The sequence below is a fragment of the Phaeovulum sp. genome (genome assembly GCF_047638075.1).
Classification (GTDB): Bacteria; Pseudomonadota; Alphaproteobacteria; order Rhodobacterales; family Rhodobacteraceae; genus UBA6197.
Genome location: NZ_JBLJBV010000028.1, coordinates 20271 through 37431, shown reverse-complemented (window position 1 = coordinate 37431; position 17161 = coordinate 20271). Strand labels below are relative to the sequence as shown.

Sequence of the window (17161 nt, the reverse complement as noted above, 5' to 3'; positions counted from 1 at the left end):
CTATACTGAGGGCAAGGATCTTTCATTTGGGCCATTGCGATGCGACTGCGGCGTAATACCGGACGGGGCACAAGGGGCAGGCGATGCGCGCATTGATTGGCCGCCTCGTTGCGATGCTGCGTGGCGCAACCCCGGTAGACCCCGCCGCGGCCCCTTTGCCCGCGCGTATTCAGCGCGATCCGGTCGATCATGTGGTGTTGCTGGATGGCACGATGGGCAGCCTGCGCCCGCATGAGCAAACTTCAATCGGCCTTATTTATCAGATGCTAAGACGCAGTAACCCGCGCGCTTCGGTCTATTACGGCAAGGGGCTGCAATGGCAGGAATGGCGTCAGTTATCGGATGTGATGCTGGGCTGGGGCGTTGATCGTCAGATTCTACGCGCCTATGGCTGGCTTGCCAGCCGCTACCGTCCGGGCGACCGAATATTTCTGCTGGGCTATTCGCGCGGTGGTTTTGCCGCCCGCTCGCTTGCCGGGGTTATTGACCGCGTTGGCTTGGTCCGGGCCGACGTCGCAACCGAACGCAATATCCGCCTGGCCTGGCGCTATTACGAGGCTACGGTTCAACGCCCTGCGGCCGCGGCGTTTCATCGTCGCTTTTGCCACCCCACGACGCCGGTGGAAATGATCGGCGTGTTTGATTCCGTAATGGCTTTGGGTCTGCAACTGCCGTTCCTGTGGCTGATCAGTGAGCCGCGCTACCGTTTCCATGACCACCATCTGGGTAACTGCGTCAAGCGTGGCTATCAGGCGCTGGCCCTGAACGAAAACCGATCAGTGCTGGAGCCGCTGATTTGGGATTGCAGGGAATCGGGGGCGTCCCGCGTTGAACAGGTCTGGTTTCGCGGTTCTCACGGCGATATCGGTGGCCAGTTGGGCAAACAAGAGTCGGCGCGCCCGCTGGCCAATATCCCGCTCGTCTGGATGCTGGAATGTGCCGAAGGGTGCAATCTGTCGTTGCCTGAAAACTGGCGCGACGACTTTCCAACAGATCCCGCAGCACCCTCGGTCGGGTCGTGGCGTGGCTGGGGCAAGATGTTTGTGTTGCGGGCGCCGCGCGTGGTGGGCCGCGATCCCTCCGAACGCATTCATGAAAGCGCACTTGGCGCGCCGCGCGACTGGCGGTTGATCGTATGGCCCTGGCTTGCCAAGCAAAACCGCCGTCAGGCCGAGCTAAGCCGGATCCCCCATGACCAGGCAGGTGGTGGCGCCGGTGGCGTATAGTTTACCGTCTTCGGTGCCGCGCACTTCGCCCCTTGCCACCCCGGTAGACCGGCCCACATGCTGCGCCTCGCCCAGGGCTGTGACCTGCATCCCCAAGGGAACGGGCCGAATGATGTTCACCCGGTATTCCAACGTCGTGTAATACTGGCCCTTGGGCAAAAGCGTCATCACTGCGCAGGCCATGCAAGTATCCAGAACCGTGCCATACCAGCCGCCATGCACCCCGCCAAAGGCGTTTGTGTGGCCAAATTCCGGCGCGCCGGTCACGGTGACGCGCCCCGGCTCTGCCCCGTCTATGCGGTAATTCATCAGCCCGGCAATAGTGGCGGTCGGCAACTGCCCCTCAGCCAAAGCCTGCATGAACTCCAACCCCGACATTCCCCGCAACTGTGCCAAGGTCAGAAAATCACCGGGTGTCTGGGCGTAGCGTGGCGGCATATAAGGGCTCCTTCTTGCGCCCGCAGGCTAACGCGCGCCGAACTGCCCTGCCAGCCCCCGGCCATGAAAAAGGGCGGGCATAGCGCCCACCCGTTCACCTTTTTTATCGGCCCTGCCCAGGATCTGCCCGTCAGGCTACTTTCTCAAGGCATGGGGTGGGCGTAATGCCCAAGGCGTGGCAGACATCGCGCGTCAGATGCGGCCGGTTGAGCGTGTAGAAGTGCAAATCCTCCACGCCGCCCGCCATCAGATTATCGCAAAGCTGCGTGCAATGCGAGATCGCCAACAAATCCTCGCGCCCGTCACGCCGTGCGGTGGCAAAAGCCTCGTCCAGCCGCGCGGGAACCTGAGTGCCGCAGCGCTGGGCGAACCGCTTGGTGCCATCCCACGACTGGATCGGCAATATCCCCGGAATGATCTTTGCCGTGATCCCTTCCTTCACGCAGGCATCGCGAAAGCGAAAAAACGTGTCGGCCTCAAAAAAGAACTGCGTAATGGCGCTGGTCGCCCCCGCGTCGCATTTGCGCTTTAGCCAGCGCACATCGGCAAAGGCGTCAGTGGCATCAGGGTGCGGTTCAGGATAGGCACCACAGCGGATGGTGAACCGCCCGTCTTCGGCCAGCGCCTCGATCAACTCGACCGATGAGGCAAAGCCGTCGGCATGCGGGGTGAACCGCTCGGCGCCTTTGGGGGCATCACCGCGCAGGGCCACGATCTCGGTCACGCCCGCCTCGGCATAGGCATTGACGATCTCCATCGTCTCGGCGCGGGTCGCATCGACGCAGGTCAGGTGTGCCGCCACATTCAACCCGTAGTTCTTGCCGATCGTCGTGACCGCCTCGTGCGTCAGCTTGCGGGTGGTGCCGCCCGCGCCATAGGTCACCGATACGAACCCCGGTTTCAGCGGCGCCAGAACCTGCACCGTTTCCCACAGCCGAAAGGATGCATCCAGCGTCTGCGGCGGAAAAAACTCAAAGCTGATACGCGGTGGGGTCATGGTGAAATTCCTTTTGTTCCTCCCCTTGTGTCGTAAAAATGAATGTGAGACAAATTCATAATTCTCAAGAAGATTATGAAAGACATCGTAGGTCAGAACCTCATGCATCTGGAATTGCGCCATCTGCGCACCATAAAAGCCATTCACGATGCGGGCGGGCTGGCCCGCGCCGCTGACATCTTGCACATTACCCAGTCGGCATTGTCGCACCAGGTCAAGGGGCTGGAAGAACAGGCCGGGGTCGAACTGTTCGTGCGCCGCTCCAAACCGCTCAAACTCTCGGCGGCGGGGCAAAAACTGCTGCGCCTTGCCGAACGGATCCTGCCCGAAATTGACGCAATAGGCGCCGAGTTTGCCGCCTTGCGGTCGGGTCGGGCGGGGCGGTTGCATATCGCCATCGAATGCCACGCCTGTTTTGACTGGCTGTTTCCGGTGCTGGAACAGTTTCGCCGCGCCTGGCCCGATGTCGATGTCGATATTCGCCCGGGCCTCGCCTTCGGCGCGCTGCCGGCACTGATGCGCGAAGAGGTGGATCTTGTTATCTCGTCTGACCCCGAGGATTTGCCGGGCGCAGTGTTCCACCCGCTGTTCGATTACGCGCCGATGCTGGTCGCTGCCGCCAGCAGCCCGCTCGCCGCCAAACCCTTCGTCGAGGCCGAGGATTTTCGCGACCAGATGCTGATCACCTACCCGGTTGAGCGCGCCCGTCTGGATATTTTCAGCGAACTTCTTGGCCCCGCCAAGGTAGAGCCGCGCAGCGTGCGCCAGGTCGAACTGACCGCCGTTATCCTGATGCTTGTGGCCTCGGGGCGCGGCATCTCGGTTCTGCCAGACTGGGTGCTGCGCGAGGTGAAATACCAGCCCGACTACATCACCCGCCCGATTACCGAAAAAGGCCTGACCAAACGCCTTTACGCCGCTACCCGTTCCGAGGACGCCACCGAACCCTTCATGGCGCATTTCCTGCGCCTGGCCCGGACCGAACCGGTCAAGCTGCAACGTGCCTGATCGCTTTTTTTTGGCAAAAATACTCTCGGGGGGGGGCGCTTTTTGAAAAAAAGCGGCTTGGGGGGCAGACAGCCCCCCGTCTGGCGGCTCGCCCAGTGCGCAAACCTCTTGGATTCCCACGCCCGCCCGCGTATAGCCAGCGCCTGACCGTGAAGGAGCCCCCGGATGCAAGGTAGCGCAAACCTCAACCTGATGATCAAGGCTGCCCGACGGGCGGGCCGCTCGCTCGTAAAAGACTTCCGCGAGGTGGAAAACCTTCAGGTCTCGTCGAAAGGGCCGGGGGACTTTGTGTCCAAGGCCGACCGCGAGGCCGAACGCATCATCAAGGATGATCTGCGCACCGCGCGCCCGTCCTATGGCTGGCTGGGGGAAGAAACCGGCGAGGGTGAAGGCGAAGACCCGACCCGCCGCTGGATCGTCGATCCGCTGGACGGCACCACGAACTTCTTGCACGGGTTGCCGCATTGGGCGGTCTCGATCGCGCTGGAGCACAAGGGCGAGATCGTGGCAGGTGTGGTGTTCGATGCCGCCAAGGATGAGATGTTCTACGCCGAGAAGGGGCTTGGTGCCTTCATGAACGAAACCCGTCTGCGGGTTTCAGGGCGTCGCAACATGATTGACGCGATTTTTGCGACTGGCGTGCCCTTTGCCGGGCGCCCGACGCTGCCGGCGACGTTGCAGGATCTGGCCCGGCTGATGCCGGTTTGTGCCGGGGTGCGACGCTGGGGCGCGGCGGCGCTGGATTTGGCCTATGTGGCCGCTGGCCGTTATGACGGCTATTGGGAACGCGGGCTGAACGCCTGGGATATGGCCGCCGGTCTGGTCATTGTCAAAGAGGCGGGCGGCTTTGTCGGTCCGGTTCGCGAGGGGCGCGATATGCTCGCCTCGGGGGCGGTGATCGCGGCGAATGCCGAGCTGTTTGCGCCGCTGTGCAAAGTGCTGCGCGAGCCGGCATAAGGGAGGGGGGCTTTGCCCCCCTCTGGGCCTTGCGGCCCATTCACCCCCCAGAGTATTTTGGCCAAAAAAAAGCCCGATCAGCGGCGCCTGCGCACGACCGGTATGTTTGTGCGGGTATACTCTTTTCCAGGATGCGAGGGGCGGCCATGTGTGCGCCCCCAATAGGCTGTGCCGCCGTGTTTCAGCCAAACCGGGATCGTCATCAGCACGCCGGCACCAAAGCCGCCCGCATGTGCCCAATAGGCGACTCCGTCCGTGATACCAGCTGTGCTGCCATTGAGCACCTGGATGCCGAGCCATACGCCCAAGACCAACCATGCCGGCACCGGAAATATCCGGAAGAAAATGATGAAGATGAACAGAACATCGACCCGCGCCCGTGGAAAGAGAAGCAGATAGCCCCCCATGACTGCTGCAATCGCGCCAGAGGCCCCGACCATCGGCACGCCTGATCCGGGATCGGCGGCGATTTGTGCGAAAGCGGCCGCAAGACCACCCAACAGATAGAATGCGCCAAAGCCCAGATGGCCCAGGTGCTCCTCCAGATTGTCGCCGAATATCCATAGAAACAGCATGTTTCCTGCAAGATGCAGAAGGCCCGCGTGCAAGAACATATGTGTGACCAACCCGTGCAAGTAGACGCCATGGGTTACTGCTGCCGGGTAAAGTGCCCAGTATTCCCAAAGCGTGCCTGGATGGCCACCCCAAGGCACGGTCAGCCCGAACACCACCACGTTCAGTGTGATGAGCGCCCAGGTGACAAAGGGCGTGCCCTTGGACGGGTTATGATCGCGGATCGGAAACATGGCGCGACAGTTTCCGATCCGCGGCGTGGCGTCAAGGTGGGCTTAGGCAGTGCCTGCCCCTGCCAGAAGTGCGGCATTGCCGCCCGAGGCAGTTGTGTCGATGCAGATATGCCGTTCATGCATGATATGGGCGCGGTCGGGTGTGGCGCCGATGAGTGGGATGATCGGGCCTTGCCGCGTAGCCAGCGCCTGCGCATAGGTGCGCGCCTGCGCCTCTGGCCCCCAGTAAAGGACGCCGGAAAAGCCGGTCAGCCGGGACAGAGCGTCGGGCGAGAGCGCGCCGTTGCTGGCGACCCCGCGCCCTCCAAGGGTGGTGACGGCGCCGATCTGGGCGGCAGTGGCCTCGGGCCCTGGGCCCATGCACAGGATCGGATCGCGCGCATGGCTGGTCAGGCGGTTCGATTCGCCGGTGGGGCCGGGCAGGCTATGGGCGGCAGCCGGGGCGGGGGGCGGTGGTGCCGCGTTCAGCGCGGCCTGAACCTGCGTCTCATCGGCGGTGGCGGTGTCTGCGGCGGCGGTGCTGACCGGTTCGGGCGCCGTGAAGCGGGGCAGGTAGTTGGGCCCGCCCGCCTTTGGCCCGGTGCCAGAAAGACCTTCGCCGCCAAAGGGTTGGCTGCCAACTACTGCTCCAATCTGGTTGCGGTTGACGTAAAGGTTGCCGACATGCAGCGCCTCGGTCACCTCTTCGACGCGGTTGTCGATGCGCGAATGCAGCCCGAAGGTCAGCCCGTAGCCGGTAGCGTTGATGTCAGCGATGACTTTGCCCAGATCTTCGGCCTTGAAGGTGGCCAGATGCAGCACCGGGCCGAATACTTCGCGTTTCAGATCCTGAATGCCGGCGACCTGGATCACGGTGGGGGCGATGAAATGACCTGCCGTAAGGGGGCCAGAGTCGGGGCGGGGCAGTTCCTTCAGCAGCCGCTGATCGCTGTCGGCGGCGGCAATGTGGGCGGCAATGGTGGCATGAGCGTCAGTGTCGATTACCGGGCCCACGTCGGTGGTCAGCGCCCAAGGGTCGCCCAGGGTCAGCTCATCCATCGCACCGAACAGCATTTCAGTCAGATGCGGGGCGATGTCGTCCTGAACATAAAGACACCGCAGCGCCGAACACCGTTGGCCAGCCGATTGGAACGCCGAGGCGACGATATCGCGCACCGCCTGTTCCGGCAGCGCGGTGCTGTCGACGATCATCGCGTTCAGCCCGCCGGTTTCCGCGATCAGTGGCGCGTCGGGGGCCATTGTGCGCACCATCGCGCGGCGGATCGCCTGTGCTGTGTCGGTCGAGCCGGTGAAGGCCACGCCGTTTACCCGTGCGTCTGACGTCAGCGCGGCGCCTACGGTTGCGCCATCGCCGGGCAGTAGTTGCAGCGCGGTCGCGGGCACGCCCGCGCGGTGCATCAACCGCACCGCATGGGCGGCAATCAGCGGTGTCTGTTCAGCCGGTTTTGCCAGCACGGCATTGCCCGCTGCAAGCGCCGCTGCGATCTGGCCCGAGAAAATGGCCAGAGGAAAGTTCCACGGGCTGATGCAGGTGAAAACCCCGCGTGGCGGCGCGCTCAGCGCGGTGGCGCCGGCGGCATAGTAGCGCAGGAAATCGACGGCTTCGCGCAATTCGCCCACGGCATCGGCCTGGGTTTTGCCGGCCTCACGCGCCAGAAGGGCGAAGATCGGGCCAAAGTCGGCCTCGTAAAGATCGGCGGCGCGGTTCAGGATTGCAGCACGGTCAGACGCGGGCGCATCCCATGGTTTGGCGGCGGCAAGTGCTGTCGCCACATCTTCGGCGCTAGCGGGGTGGACGGTGCCAACCACTTCGCCCGTGGCGGGGTTTTGCACCGGCTGGCCGTCCAGTGGTTGCGCCTTGCCCGCGATCAGGGGGGCCGCTTCGGCGGTAACGGGCGTGCGGGCGGCGTCGATCGTGGCAAGGGTGGCGGTATCGGTCAGGTCAAACCCGATGCTGTTGGGCCGTTCGGGCGCGAACAGCGCGGCCGGGCGGGCCAGTTGCGGGTTGACCGGATCGTTCATTGCCTCGACAGCGGTCAGCGGGCAGGCGGCCACAACCTCGGGGGGCACTTCCTCATCGACGATCTGGTTGACAAAGCTGGAGTTGGCGCCGTTTTCCAACAGTCGCCGTACAAGATACGCCAGCAAATCGCGGTGCGCGCCGACCGGGGCATAGATCCGGCAGCGGGTCTTTTCGGCCTTTAGAACGATGTCGTGCAGCCGTTCGCCCATGCCGTGAAGGCGCTGAAACTCATAGGGTTGGCCGCTGGCCATATCCAGCACGGCGGCGACGGTATGGGCGTTATGGGTGGCAAATTGCGGATAGATCCGGTCGGTCATGCCCAGCAGTTTGCGCGCATTGGCGATATAGCTGACATCGGTTGAAACCTTGCGGGTGAACACCGGAAAATCCTCAAGCCCCAGCACCTGGGCGCGCTTGATTTCGGCGTCCCAATAGGCGCCCTTGACCAGCCGCACCATGATCCGCCGATCCAGCCGTTTGGCGGTGGCATGAAGCCAGTCGATCACCGCGCCCGCGCGCCGCCCGTAGGCCTGCACCACGACGCCGAATCCGTCCCAGCCCTTCAGGTCAGGGTCCGCCAGCACCGCCCCGATCACCTTCAGCGACAGGACCAGTCGGTCCGCCTCTTCGGCGTCGATGTTGAAGCCCATCCCGGCCTTTGCGGCCATCCGCGCCAGACGCCGCACCACCGGCACCAGTTCGGCCATCACGCGGGCCTCTTGCGCCACCTCGTAGCGTGGATGCAGCGCCGACAGCTTGACTGAGATGCCGGGGTTCGCGCGCACATCGCTGCCCTTGCAGCCCTTGGCAATAGAGGTGATCGCGGCGGCATAGCTGGCCTCGTAGCGGCTGGCATCATGCGCGGTTTTCGCCGCCTCGCCCAGCATGTCATAGCTGTAGCTATAGCCCTCGGCTTCGCGCTTTTCGGCGCGTGACATGGCGGCGGTGATGGTTTCGCCCAGCACGAACTGGCGGCCCATTTCCTTCATCGCGCGGCCCACGGCGACGCGGATTACCGGCTCGCCCAGACGGCGCACGGCGGCGCGCAGATGGCCGACCACACCGGGTTCCTTGTCCTCAAGCACGCGGCCCGTCAGCATCAGCGCCCAGGTCGAGGCATTGACCAGGCTGGAGGCCGATTTGCCCAAGTGCCGCCCCCAGTTTGACGGGGCGATCTTGTCTTCGATCAGCGCATCCATGGTTTCGGCGTCAGGCACCCGCAGCAGGGCCTCGGCCAGACACATCAGCGCAATGCCCTCTTCGGTGGAAAGCCCGTATTCCGACAGGAACACCTCCATCAGCCCCGGTTTGGCATCGGCGCGGATCTGGCGCACAAGGTCCGCGCCGCGCGCGGTGATACGCGTGCGCGCCGCAGCGTCCAGCGCCGCCCCCGCAGTCAGCGTGCGCAGCAGCGGCGCTTCGGGTTGCAGGTTTCCGGTTTCGATGGCTTGCCACAGAGTGTTCATTGCGCGCTCCTTGCGTTTGACGCATGATAGCGGGAATATCACAGGCATATTTCCTGATTATTGTGATAATGCAGGCGATAAGACTGAAAACGGAGCAATTCATATGCCAAATGACCCGTCAGAAAAGGCACCTGATCTTGACCGCTATGATGCGGCGATTCTGGCCGCGCTGGCGGGGGATGGCCGGATGCCGATCACCGAACTTGCCGCCCGCGTCGGGTTGACCAAATCGCCCGTGCAGGCGCGGGTCAAACGGCTTGAGGAAAGCGGCGTGATTTCAGGCTACCGGGCGGTGCTGAATCCGATCCGCATGGGGCTGGCGCATATCGCCTTTGTCGAGGTGCGCCTGCAAGACACCCGCGAAGCCGCCTTGCAAGCCTTCAACCGTGCGGTGCGTGCCATTCCTGAAATTGAGGAATGCCACATGATCGCCGGCGGCTTTGACTATTTGCTGAAGGTGCGCACCGGCGATATTTCTGATTATCGCCGGGTGATGGGGGAACGGATATCAACCCTGCCGCATGTCACCGCCACCTCGACCTATGTGGCGATGGACACGGTCAAGGATGCGGGGCCGGTCACAGTGCTGCCCGCGAGCCTTACTTCCGGGCGCTGATCACCACCGTGTCGCCCGCCAGCAGGTCCAGCGTTTCGCCGGTTTGACGCATCTCCGTTACCCTGCCGATGACAGAATGAAACGCCGTTTCCGTTTCCATCGCGGGGGGTGGGCACATCATCCGCGTGCCCGCCAGCGCACCAATCGAGACCTTGCCATCCTTTGCCGCCAAAGCTGCGCTGTAGCGGTTGCACCCAGAGGTTCCGGCCAGCACCGCAGGCTCTGGCCGTTCGATCGTGACGAAGATGCCCTCGGGCACCGGCTGGCCCGATACGCTGACAACCTGCCACTGGCTACCCGTGGGCAGCGCGGCAAGGGGGTCAACGCCTGCGCCCTCATCTTGACAGGCGGCCATTGATAACAGCGCGATAAAGGGCAACAGACGGGTCATTTCGGTATTCTCCTGATCGGGTCGGGTGCGCTATGCCCTGCACTGATGCGCGCGGCAACCCCGGCGATACGCGCGCGCCTTGCCGCCGGCGCCAAACCGCCGGGGCGCGAGGCGTCAAAAACTGGGCGGTGTATTCACCCAGATCAACACACATTCGGCATCGGCTGCATTTGCCCAAGCATGTTGGCGGCGGCTTTCGAAATAGACCGAATCGCCTGCGCCAAGGTCATGGGTTTCCACCCCATCCAGCGTCAGGCGAAACCGGCCGGCCAGAACATGGATGAATTCTTCGCCCTCATGGCCATATCCGCCCTCCGAGGCCGCGCCGGGCGCAAGCGTAAACCGGTGGCAGTCCATCTGACGGCGTCCCTGCGCCAGGACTTCGACGCGGACCCCCTCAACCGGCATGGGCCAAACCTGTGCCGCCCCGTCACGCACCACCGCCCCACCGGGTGTATCCTGCCCGGCCAAAAGCGAAACAGTGGTGCCATAATGGCGGGCAATATCGGCCAGCGTCTTGAACGAGACCCCCGTGCCGGTGCGTTCCAACGTTGATAACGCAGAGGCCGAAATACCCAGCGTTTCCGCCATCTGATCCAGCCTTTCCCCGCGTGCAAGCCGCAGTTGCCGCAGTCGCGCGCCCAATGTGTCAGCAGGGGCAGGGGCAGGGACCGGATCCGTCGCGGGGTCTGCGGCCTCTTGCAACAAGGCGGCACGAATGGCGGCAGGGTTCAGCCCCGCCTCACGGCGCAAAAACGCGATCCGGCACAGCTGCGCCACATCCGCCGCCGAATAAAGCCGCTGCCCCGATGCCCGCCGTAGCGGCGCGATCAGCCCCTGTTGTTCCCACAGTCGCACCGTCGAAGGGGCCACCCCTGCCGCGCGCGCCGCCTCGGTCACGCGATAAGGGGTGGGGTCAGGGTCATCGGACATCAGAAACCTACTTTGTGAAACCTTTTTCGCAGACCACACATATATGTGGCAGGGAAACGAAAAATAGGCTATCCCGAACGGGAAATTTCTTGCAGAAAAAATGCAAAGACCGAATCGGGAGCATAACCATGACCACAATGACCGACCGTAAAAATGCCGCCCTCGCCAAAGGCGTCGGTGTGCTTACCCAGATCTACGCAGATCGGGCCGAGAACTCCGAGATCTGGGATAAAGAGGGCAACCGTTATATCGACTTTGCCGCCGGTATCGCTGTCGTCAATACCGGCCATCGCCACCCCCGCGTGATCGAGGCGGTCAAGGCGCAGCTGGACCGCTTTACCCACACCTGCCACCAGGTTGTGCCCTACGAAAACTACGTCGCACTGGCCGAGCGGCTGAATTCGCTTCTGCCCGGTGACTTCGACAAAAAAACCATCTTCGCCACCACGGGTGCAGAAGCCGTTGAAAACGCCGTTAAAATCGCGCGTCACTACACCAAACGCGCCGCCGTCATCGCCTTTGCGGGCGGCTTTCATGGGCGCACTTTTCTGGGCATGTCGCTGACCGGCAAGGTGCAGCCCTACAAGGCCGGATTTGGCCCGATGATGAATGATGTCTGGCACCTTCCCTTCCCGAACCCGCTACATGGCGTTTCGGCCGAAGACGCGCTCGCCGCACTTGACCGGCTGTTCAAGGCCGATCTGGAGCCCTCGCGCGTGGCCGCGATCATCATTGAACCCGTGCAGGGCGAAGGCGGCTTTTACGAGGTGCCGCAGGGCTTCATGACGACGCTGCGTAAACTGTGCGACGATCATGGCATCGTGCTGATCGCTGATGAGGTGCAGACCGGCTTTGCCCGCACCGGCAAATTGTTCGCAATGCAGCACCACGGCGTTGCCGCCGATATCGTGACCATGGCCAAGGGTCTTGGCGGCGGTCTGCCGATCTCGGCTGTGACCGGTCGCGCCGACATCATGGACAGCCCCAATCCCGGTGGCTTGGGCGGCACTTATGCGGGCAACCCGTTGGCGGTGGCGGCAGCCCATGCCGTGCTGGACGTGATCGAGGATGAACAACTATGCGACCGGGCCATGCGCCTTGGCGGGCGGCTAAAACAGCGCCTTGCCTCTTTGCGTGATGCGGTGCCTGAAATCATCGACATCCGCGGCCCCGGTTTCATGAACGCGGTCGAATTCAACGTGCCCGGCAAGGATGAGCCCAATCCCGCCTTCACCAACCGGGTCCGCGAAGAGGCGCTGAAACGCGGCCTGATCCTGCTGACCTGCGGTGTTTACGGCAACGTGATCCGTTTCCTTGCGCCGCTGACGATCCAGGATACGGTGTTTGACGAGGCGTTGGATATCCTTGAGGCGTCGGTTCTCGCCGCGCGGGGCTGACAGGGTGGACGAAACGGATCAACGTCTGATAGCAGCACTGCGCCGGGACGGGCGGGCGGCGGTCTCTGACCTTGCCGCCCAGCTTGGCCTGTCACGCGCCACAGTGCGTACGCGAATCGAACGGCTGGTCGCGCGGGGCGAGATTTCGGGCTTCACCGTACTCACCCGCGCCGATGTCACGGCCGCCCCGGTGCGCGGCCAGATGATGATCGGCATCGAAGGACGTGGCACCGACCGGATCATCGCCCGCCTGCTCGGCCTTCCGGCTGTGCAGGCGGTCCACGCCACTAATGGCAAATGGGATCTGATCATCGAACTCGGCACTCAGACCCTTGCCGATCTTGATGAAATCCTGGCCCGGATCCGCCGCCTCGACGGCGTCAACACCTCTGAAACCAACATCCTGCTCTCAACCCGCCGCCCCGGCGCAAAGCTCTGATCCACCGCTTTTTTTGGTGAAAATACTCCGGGGGTGCGGGGGCTGGCCCCCGCTGCCTTAACGTGCCCGCATCAGCATCCCGTATAAATCGCGCGGATCGTCCGGGTCGGCCACCATATCCAGCTCTTCAAATAGCCCGGTACCCTGCATCGCCGCGCGCACATAGCGCAGCGCCGAGAAATCCTCGATCGCAAACCCGACCCCGTCAAACAGCGTCACTTGCGCCGCCCCGGTCCGCCCCGGCGTGGCCCCGGTGATCACCTGCCACAGTTCGGTGACCGGATGATCCGCAGGCATCTGCTGGATCTCGCCCTCGACCCGGGTCTGCGGCGGGTATTCCACGAAAATATCGGCACGCCGCAAAATCCCGGGCGCGAGCTCGGTCTTGCCCGGGCAATCGCCGCCGATGGCGTTCACATGTACCCCGGCGCCCACCATATTGTCAGAAAGGATCGTCGCATATTGCTTGTCTGCGGTGCAGGTGGTGATGATCTGTGCGCCTTCGATGGCCTTTTGCGCGGTGGTGCAGGGCGTTACCTTCAGGCCGGATTTTGCCAGGTTTGCGGCGCATTTCGCGGTTGCAGCAGGGTCGATATCGTACAGGCGGACCTCGGTAATCCCACACACCGCCTTAAGGGCCAGCGCCTGAAACTCCGACTGCGCGCCATTGCCGATCATCGCCATCACCTGCGCGCCTTTGGGGGCCAGATGTTTCGCCGCCATCGCGCTGGTCGCTGCCGTCCGCAGCGCGGTCAGAAGCGTCATTTCCGATAATAACACCGGATAGCCGGTCGACACATCCGCCAGCAACCCGAACGCGGTCACCGTCTGCAACCCCTCGCGTGCGTTTTTCGGGTGGCCATTGACGTATTTGAACCCGTAGGTTTCCCCGTCCGAGGTTGGCATCAACTCGATCACGCCGACGTCGGAATGGCTGGCCACGCGCGGCGTCTTGTCAAACGAAGGCCAGCGGCGAAAATCGGCCTCAATCTCGGCGGTAAGGTCGGTCAGCACCCGTTCCAGTCCGATGTGATGCACCAGCCGCATCATGTTGGCGACTGAAACGAACGGTACGAGTGCCAGTCTGGACGGCTCTGTTACAGCAATTTTTGTCATCCGAAACTCCGGGTTGGGCGGTCAAATACCTTGCGGCCCATCAGGCTGCCGACAAGATCGACCATCAGTTTTGCGGTGCGCCCGCGTTCATCCAGAAAAGCGTTCAATTCCACCAGATCCAATGAGGTGACCAGTGCGCTTTCATGCAGCAGTTCCATCACCAGATGCGCCTCGCGGAAGGTGGTACCGCCGGGCACGGTGGTGCCAACGGCAGGGGCAATTGCGGGGTCCAGAAAGTCCACATCCAAAGAGACATGCAGCATCCCATTCGCCGCCCGCACCTGGTCCAGAAACTCGCGCAAGGGGGCGACGATGCCGCGTTCGTCCAGCACCCGCATATCGTTCATTGCAATATCATGCGCCAACAGGCCCGCATGTTCCGCCGGATCGACTGAACGGATACCGAACAGGCAGATGTTGCGCGCCGGAACCGGGGCAGGGAAGGGCGGGAACGGGTCAAACCCGCTGCGCCCGGCAATATAGCCCACCGGCGTTCCGTGCAGGTTGCCCGAGGCGGTGGTTTCGACGGTATGAAAATCCGAATGGGCATCCAGCCACAGCACGAACAGCGGCCGCCCTGCCGTCTGGGCATGTTTCGCTACCCCGGCAACGGACCCCAGCGACAGCGAATGATCGCCCCCCAGAAAAATCGGAAAGCCGTCGGCCATCGCAGCCTGACCGACCTCTGTCAGCGTCTCGGTCCAGCCCATCGTCTCATCCAGATGATGCACCGCCGGGTTGGCACAGGCTGACCCCGTCACCGCGCGGGGGGCCACATCGCCGCGGTCCTCCACGCTATGGCCCAGTTCCATCAGCGTCGCGGCAAGCCCGGCCACGCGGTAGGCCGCTGGCCCCATCAGGCAGCCCGGACGGCGCTGGCCGCTATCCACTGGTGCGCCGACTAAAATACAGTGTCTCGTCATGTGATCCTCCGTTTGACCTAGGATTTGCGCAAATGGTGGCAGGTTGAAGTCAATATTTTTAACAAAAAGATCATTCTTTTACCAAATTGTATAAGATTTATGCGCAAAAAGGTATTTGCCACGTCTTGGCGTATCGGATTTTTGTCACCGGCCCACGAACCCCTTGCGCTTTCATCAGGGCGTGCTCATATGAATGCTGCGACGTTACCTGATCGACCCGACTTTCCTTTAACGGCCAGTCTTTCGATTCTGCACTGACTGAGCCGGGCCGCCGCACTTCAGCGGGTGGCATATTGAAGGAGAAATCACGATGGCTACAGGCTCCGTGAAATGGTTCAACACGACCAAAGGCTTCGGCTTCATCGCGCCCGATGGCGGCAGCAAGGATGTGTTCGTGCACATCTCGGCCGTTGAACGCGCTGGCATCCGTGCCCTCAACGACGGTCAGAAAGTGACCTTCGACATCGAAACCAGCCGCGACGGCCGCGAATCCGCGACCAACCTCGCGCTGGCCTGATTTATTTCGGGAATTGCAGAAGACGGGGCGGGCGCAGGCCGGCCCCGTTTTTCTTTGTGCAGATCACGGGCCGCGCCCCTGCCGCTGTGTGGTCAGCTGCGGATACCGGAAAACCGCGTTTGCCAGTCTTCGCGCTCTTCGTCCGTGATTTTGCGGAACAAGACCTCGGGTGTTGTATAGGCGTGGCCCACCGGTAGCGCGGTCAGCGCGGCGGCCACATCGTCGGGCCAGCTTGCGTCATCAGTGCCAAGCGCCTCCAGCGTCGAGGCACTGGCATCGGGGATGAAGGGCGCCGACAACACCGCGTAAAGCCGGATAAGGTTCAGCGCCAGCCGGGTTTGCGCCGCTGCTTGTTCCGGGTCGGTCTTGAACACGGTCCACGGCGCGGCGGCTTGCAGGTATTCATTCCCAAGACCCCAGATCGCGCGCAGTTCGGCCGCAGCCTTGCGGATCTCCATGGCCTCCATGAAGCCCTCATAGGTGCGGATACGCGCGGTCAGATCGTTGATCAGTGCCGTCTCGCTGTCGCCCATCGTGCCGCCGTCGGGCACGGCCTCGCCAAATTTCGAGCGGCAGAATTTTGTGATCCGCGAGACGAAATTGCCCAGCACATCGGCCAGATCCTTGTTGGCCGCCGTCTGGAAGTTTTCCCAGGTGAATTCACTATCCGCGTTTTCCGGCGCATGGCTTAGCAACCACCAGCGCCAGTAGTCGGCGGGCAGCACCTCAAGCGCCTGGTCCATGAACACGCCGCGCCCCTGACTGGTCGAAAACTGGCCGCCATCGTAGTTCAGGTAGTTGAACGATTTGATGTAATCGACCAGCTTCCATGGCTCGCCAGAGCCCATGATCGTCGCGGGGAAGGACAGCGTATGGAACGGCACGTTATCCTTACCCATGAACTGGGTATAGGTCACGTCATCGGCGCCCATATCGGTGCGCCACCAGCGTTGCCATGCACTGTCGGGCAGGCCGTGGGCATCGGCCCACTCCGCGGTGCCCGCGATATATTCGATAGGCGCGTCGAACCAGACGTAAAAGACCTTGCCCTCCATTCCCGGCCAGGGCTGATCGCCGCGTTTGACCGGCACGCCCCAGTTCAGGTCGCGGGTGATGCCCCGGTCTTGCAGCCCCTCGCCGTCGTTCAGCCATTTCTTGGCGATCGAGGTGGTCAGGATCGGCCAGTCGTGTTTGCTGTCGATCCAGGCTTCCAGTTTGGCGCGCAGGCTGCGCTGTTTCAGGTAAAGGTGCTTGGTTTCGCGCACTTCCAGCCGGGTTGACCCCGATATGGCCGAACGCGGGTTGATCAGATCGGTCGGGTCCAGCTGTTTCGTGCAGTTCTCGCACTGGTCGCCGCGCGCCCGGTCATAGCCGCAGTTGGGGCAGGTGCCCTCGATATAGCGGTCGGGCAGATAGCGGCCATCGTCGATTGAATAGACCTGCTTTTCTGACACTTCCTCGATCAGGCCGTTGTCAGCCAGCTTTCCCGCGAAATGCTGGGTCAGCGCGTGGTTGCGCGCGCTGGACGACCGCCCGAAATGATCGAATGACAGGCGAAAGCCGCGGGCTATTTCGGCTTGAACCTCGTGCATTTCGGCGCAGTATTCCGCCACGGGTTTGCCGGCCTTGGCGGCGGCCAGTTCGGCCGGTGTGCCGTGTTCGTCGGTGGCGCAGATGAACATCACCTCATGGCCGCGCGCCCGCATGTAGCGTGCGTAAAGATCCGCAGGCAACTGGCTGCCCACCAGATTGCCCAGATGCTTGATCCCGTTGATATAAGGGATTGCAGAGGTAATCAGGTGGCGGTGCGAATTTACGGGCGGATTCGGGGCCATTTGTGTGCCTTTCGTCAGGTTCAGGCCGGGTTTAGCGCCGATCCCCGACAAGAGCCAGAGGGTTCAGATATCG

The 17161-nt window shown here is 62.7% G+C and carries 16 protein-coding genes; 7 read left to right on the top strand and 9 right to left on the bottom strand.

The window, feature by feature from the left end:
* Positions 1 to 83: 83 nt before the first annotated feature.
* Positions 84 to 1226 (top strand): DUF2235 domain-containing protein, encoded by a 1143-nt coding sequence (locus ACM62R_RS04130; RefSeq protein WP_415182793.1) that lies wholly within the window; start codon positions 84 to 86, stop codon positions 1224 to 1226.
* Here the strand turns inward: ACM62R_RS04130 and ACM62R_RS04125 are convergent.
* Both ACM62R_RS04125 and metF read right to left on the bottom strand, forming a co-directional pair.
* Positions 1176 to 1664 carry a PaaI family thioesterase gene (locus ACM62R_RS04125; RefSeq protein WP_415182792.1) on the bottom strand — a complete coding sequence of 163 codons (489 nt, stop codon included), beginning with the start codon at positions 1662 to 1664 and terminating at the stop codon, positions 1176 to 1178. The genes ACM62R_RS04130 and ACM62R_RS04125 overlap by 51 nt on opposite strands.
* A gap of 130 nt (positions 1665 to 1794) precedes the next feature.
* A complete protein-coding gene (metF, locus tag ACM62R_RS04120; RefSeq protein ID WP_415182791.1) occupies positions 1795 to 2661 on the bottom strand; it encodes a methylenetetrahydrofolate reductase [NAD(P)H] in 867 nt (288 codons plus the stop codon).
* A 102-nt stretch (positions 2662 to 2763) separates the two neighbouring features.
* Between metF and ACM62R_RS04115 the strand changes: the two genes are divergently transcribed.
* Complete coding sequence (locus ACM62R_RS04115; protein ID WP_415182815.1) at positions 2764 to 3669, top strand: LysR family transcriptional regulator; 906 nt, start codon at positions 2764 to 2766, stop codon at positions 3667 to 3669.
* A 165-nt stretch (positions 3670 to 3834) separates the two neighbouring features.
* A complete protein-coding gene (locus ACM62R_RS04110; RefSeq protein ID WP_415182790.1) occupies positions 3835 to 4626 on the top strand; it encodes an inositol monophosphatase family protein in 792 nt (263 codons plus the stop codon).
* A 77-nt stretch (positions 4627 to 4703) separates the two neighbouring features.
* On the opposite strand, the gene ACM62R_RS04105 is transcribed toward ACM62R_RS04110, so the two are convergent.
* Together ACM62R_RS04105 and putA are read right to left on the bottom strand one after the other, a co-directional pair.
* A complete protein-coding gene (locus tag ACM62R_RS04105) occupies positions 4704 to 5432 on the bottom strand; it encodes a rhomboid family intramembrane serine protease (RefSeq protein ID WP_415182789.1) in 729 nt (242 codons plus the stop codon).
* Between the two features lie 42 nt (positions 5433 to 5474).
* Positions 5475 to 8921: a bifunctional proline dehydrogenase/L-glutamate gamma-semialdehyde dehydrogenase PutA gene (putA, locus tag ACM62R_RS04100; RefSeq protein WP_415182788.1), complete on the bottom strand. Its 3447-nt coding sequence runs from the start codon at positions 8919 to 8921 to the stop codon at positions 5475 to 5477.
* Positions 8922 to 9024: 103 nt separating this feature from the next.
* Here putA and ACM62R_RS04095 point away from each other — a divergent pair, with 103 nt between their 5' ends.
* On the top strand, positions 9025 to 9537 hold the full coding sequence (locus tag ACM62R_RS04095) for an Lrp/AsnC family transcriptional regulator (RefSeq protein ID WP_415182787.1): 513 nt from the start codon (positions 9025 to 9027) through the stop codon (positions 9535 to 9537).
* On the opposite strand, the gene ACM62R_RS04090 is transcribed toward ACM62R_RS04095, so the two are convergent.
* Positions 9521 to 9928, bottom strand: a complete 408-nt coding sequence (locus ACM62R_RS04090) for an META domain-containing protein (protein WP_415182786.1) — start codon at positions 9926 to 9928, stop codon at positions 9521 to 9523. The two genes, ACM62R_RS04095 and ACM62R_RS04090, sit on opposite strands and share 17 nt — an antisense overlap.
* Positions 9929 to 10042: 114 nt before the next feature.
* Positions 10043 to 10861 (bottom strand): MerR family transcriptional regulator, encoded by an 819-nt coding sequence (locus tag ACM62R_RS04085; protein ID WP_415182785.1) that lies wholly within the window; start codon positions 10859 to 10861, stop codon positions 10043 to 10045.
* 128 nt (positions 10862 to 10989) lie between these two features.
* Here ACM62R_RS04085 and ACM62R_RS04080 point away from each other — a divergent pair, with 128 nt between their 5' ends.
* Entirely contained in the window at positions 10990 to 12258 is a 1269-nt protein-coding gene (locus ACM62R_RS04080) for a 4-aminobutyrate--2-oxoglutarate transaminase (RefSeq protein ID WP_415182784.1), read from the top strand.
* 4 nt (positions 12259 to 12262) lie between these two features.
* A complete protein-coding gene (locus ACM62R_RS04075; protein WP_415182783.1) occupies positions 12263 to 12697 on the top strand; it encodes an Lrp/AsnC family transcriptional regulator in 435 nt (144 codons plus the stop codon).
* Between the two features lie 57 nt (positions 12698 to 12754).
* Here ACM62R_RS04075 and ACM62R_RS04070 read toward each other — a convergent pair whose 3' ends face one another.
* Both ACM62R_RS04070 and rocF read right to left on the bottom strand, forming a co-directional pair.
* Positions 12755 to 13813: an ornithine cyclodeaminase gene (locus tag ACM62R_RS04070; RefSeq protein WP_415182782.1), complete on the bottom strand. Its 1059-nt coding sequence runs from the start codon at positions 13811 to 13813 to the stop codon at positions 12755 to 12757.
* A complete protein-coding gene (gene rocF / locus ACM62R_RS04065; RefSeq protein WP_415182781.1) occupies positions 13810 to 14736 on the bottom strand; it encodes an arginase in 927 nt (308 codons plus the stop codon). The genes ACM62R_RS04070 and rocF overlap by 4 nt, the downstream gene beginning before the upstream one ends.
* Before the next feature lie 310 nt (positions 14737 to 15046).
* Between rocF and ACM62R_RS04060 the strand changes: the two genes are divergently transcribed.
* Positions 15047 to 15253: a cold-shock protein gene (locus ACM62R_RS04060; protein WP_415182780.1), complete on the top strand. Its 207-nt coding sequence runs from the start codon at positions 15047 to 15049 to the stop codon at positions 15251 to 15253.
* A 92-nt stretch (positions 15254 to 15345) separates the two neighbouring features.
* Here ACM62R_RS04060 and metG read toward each other — a convergent pair whose 3' ends face one another.
* Positions 15346 to 17088 carry a methionine--tRNA ligase gene (metG, locus tag ACM62R_RS04055; RefSeq protein ID WP_415182779.1) on the bottom strand — a complete coding sequence of 581 codons (1743 nt, stop codon included), beginning with the start codon at positions 17086 to 17088 and terminating at the stop codon, positions 15346 to 15348.
* Positions 17089 to 17161 lie beyond the last annotated feature (73 nt).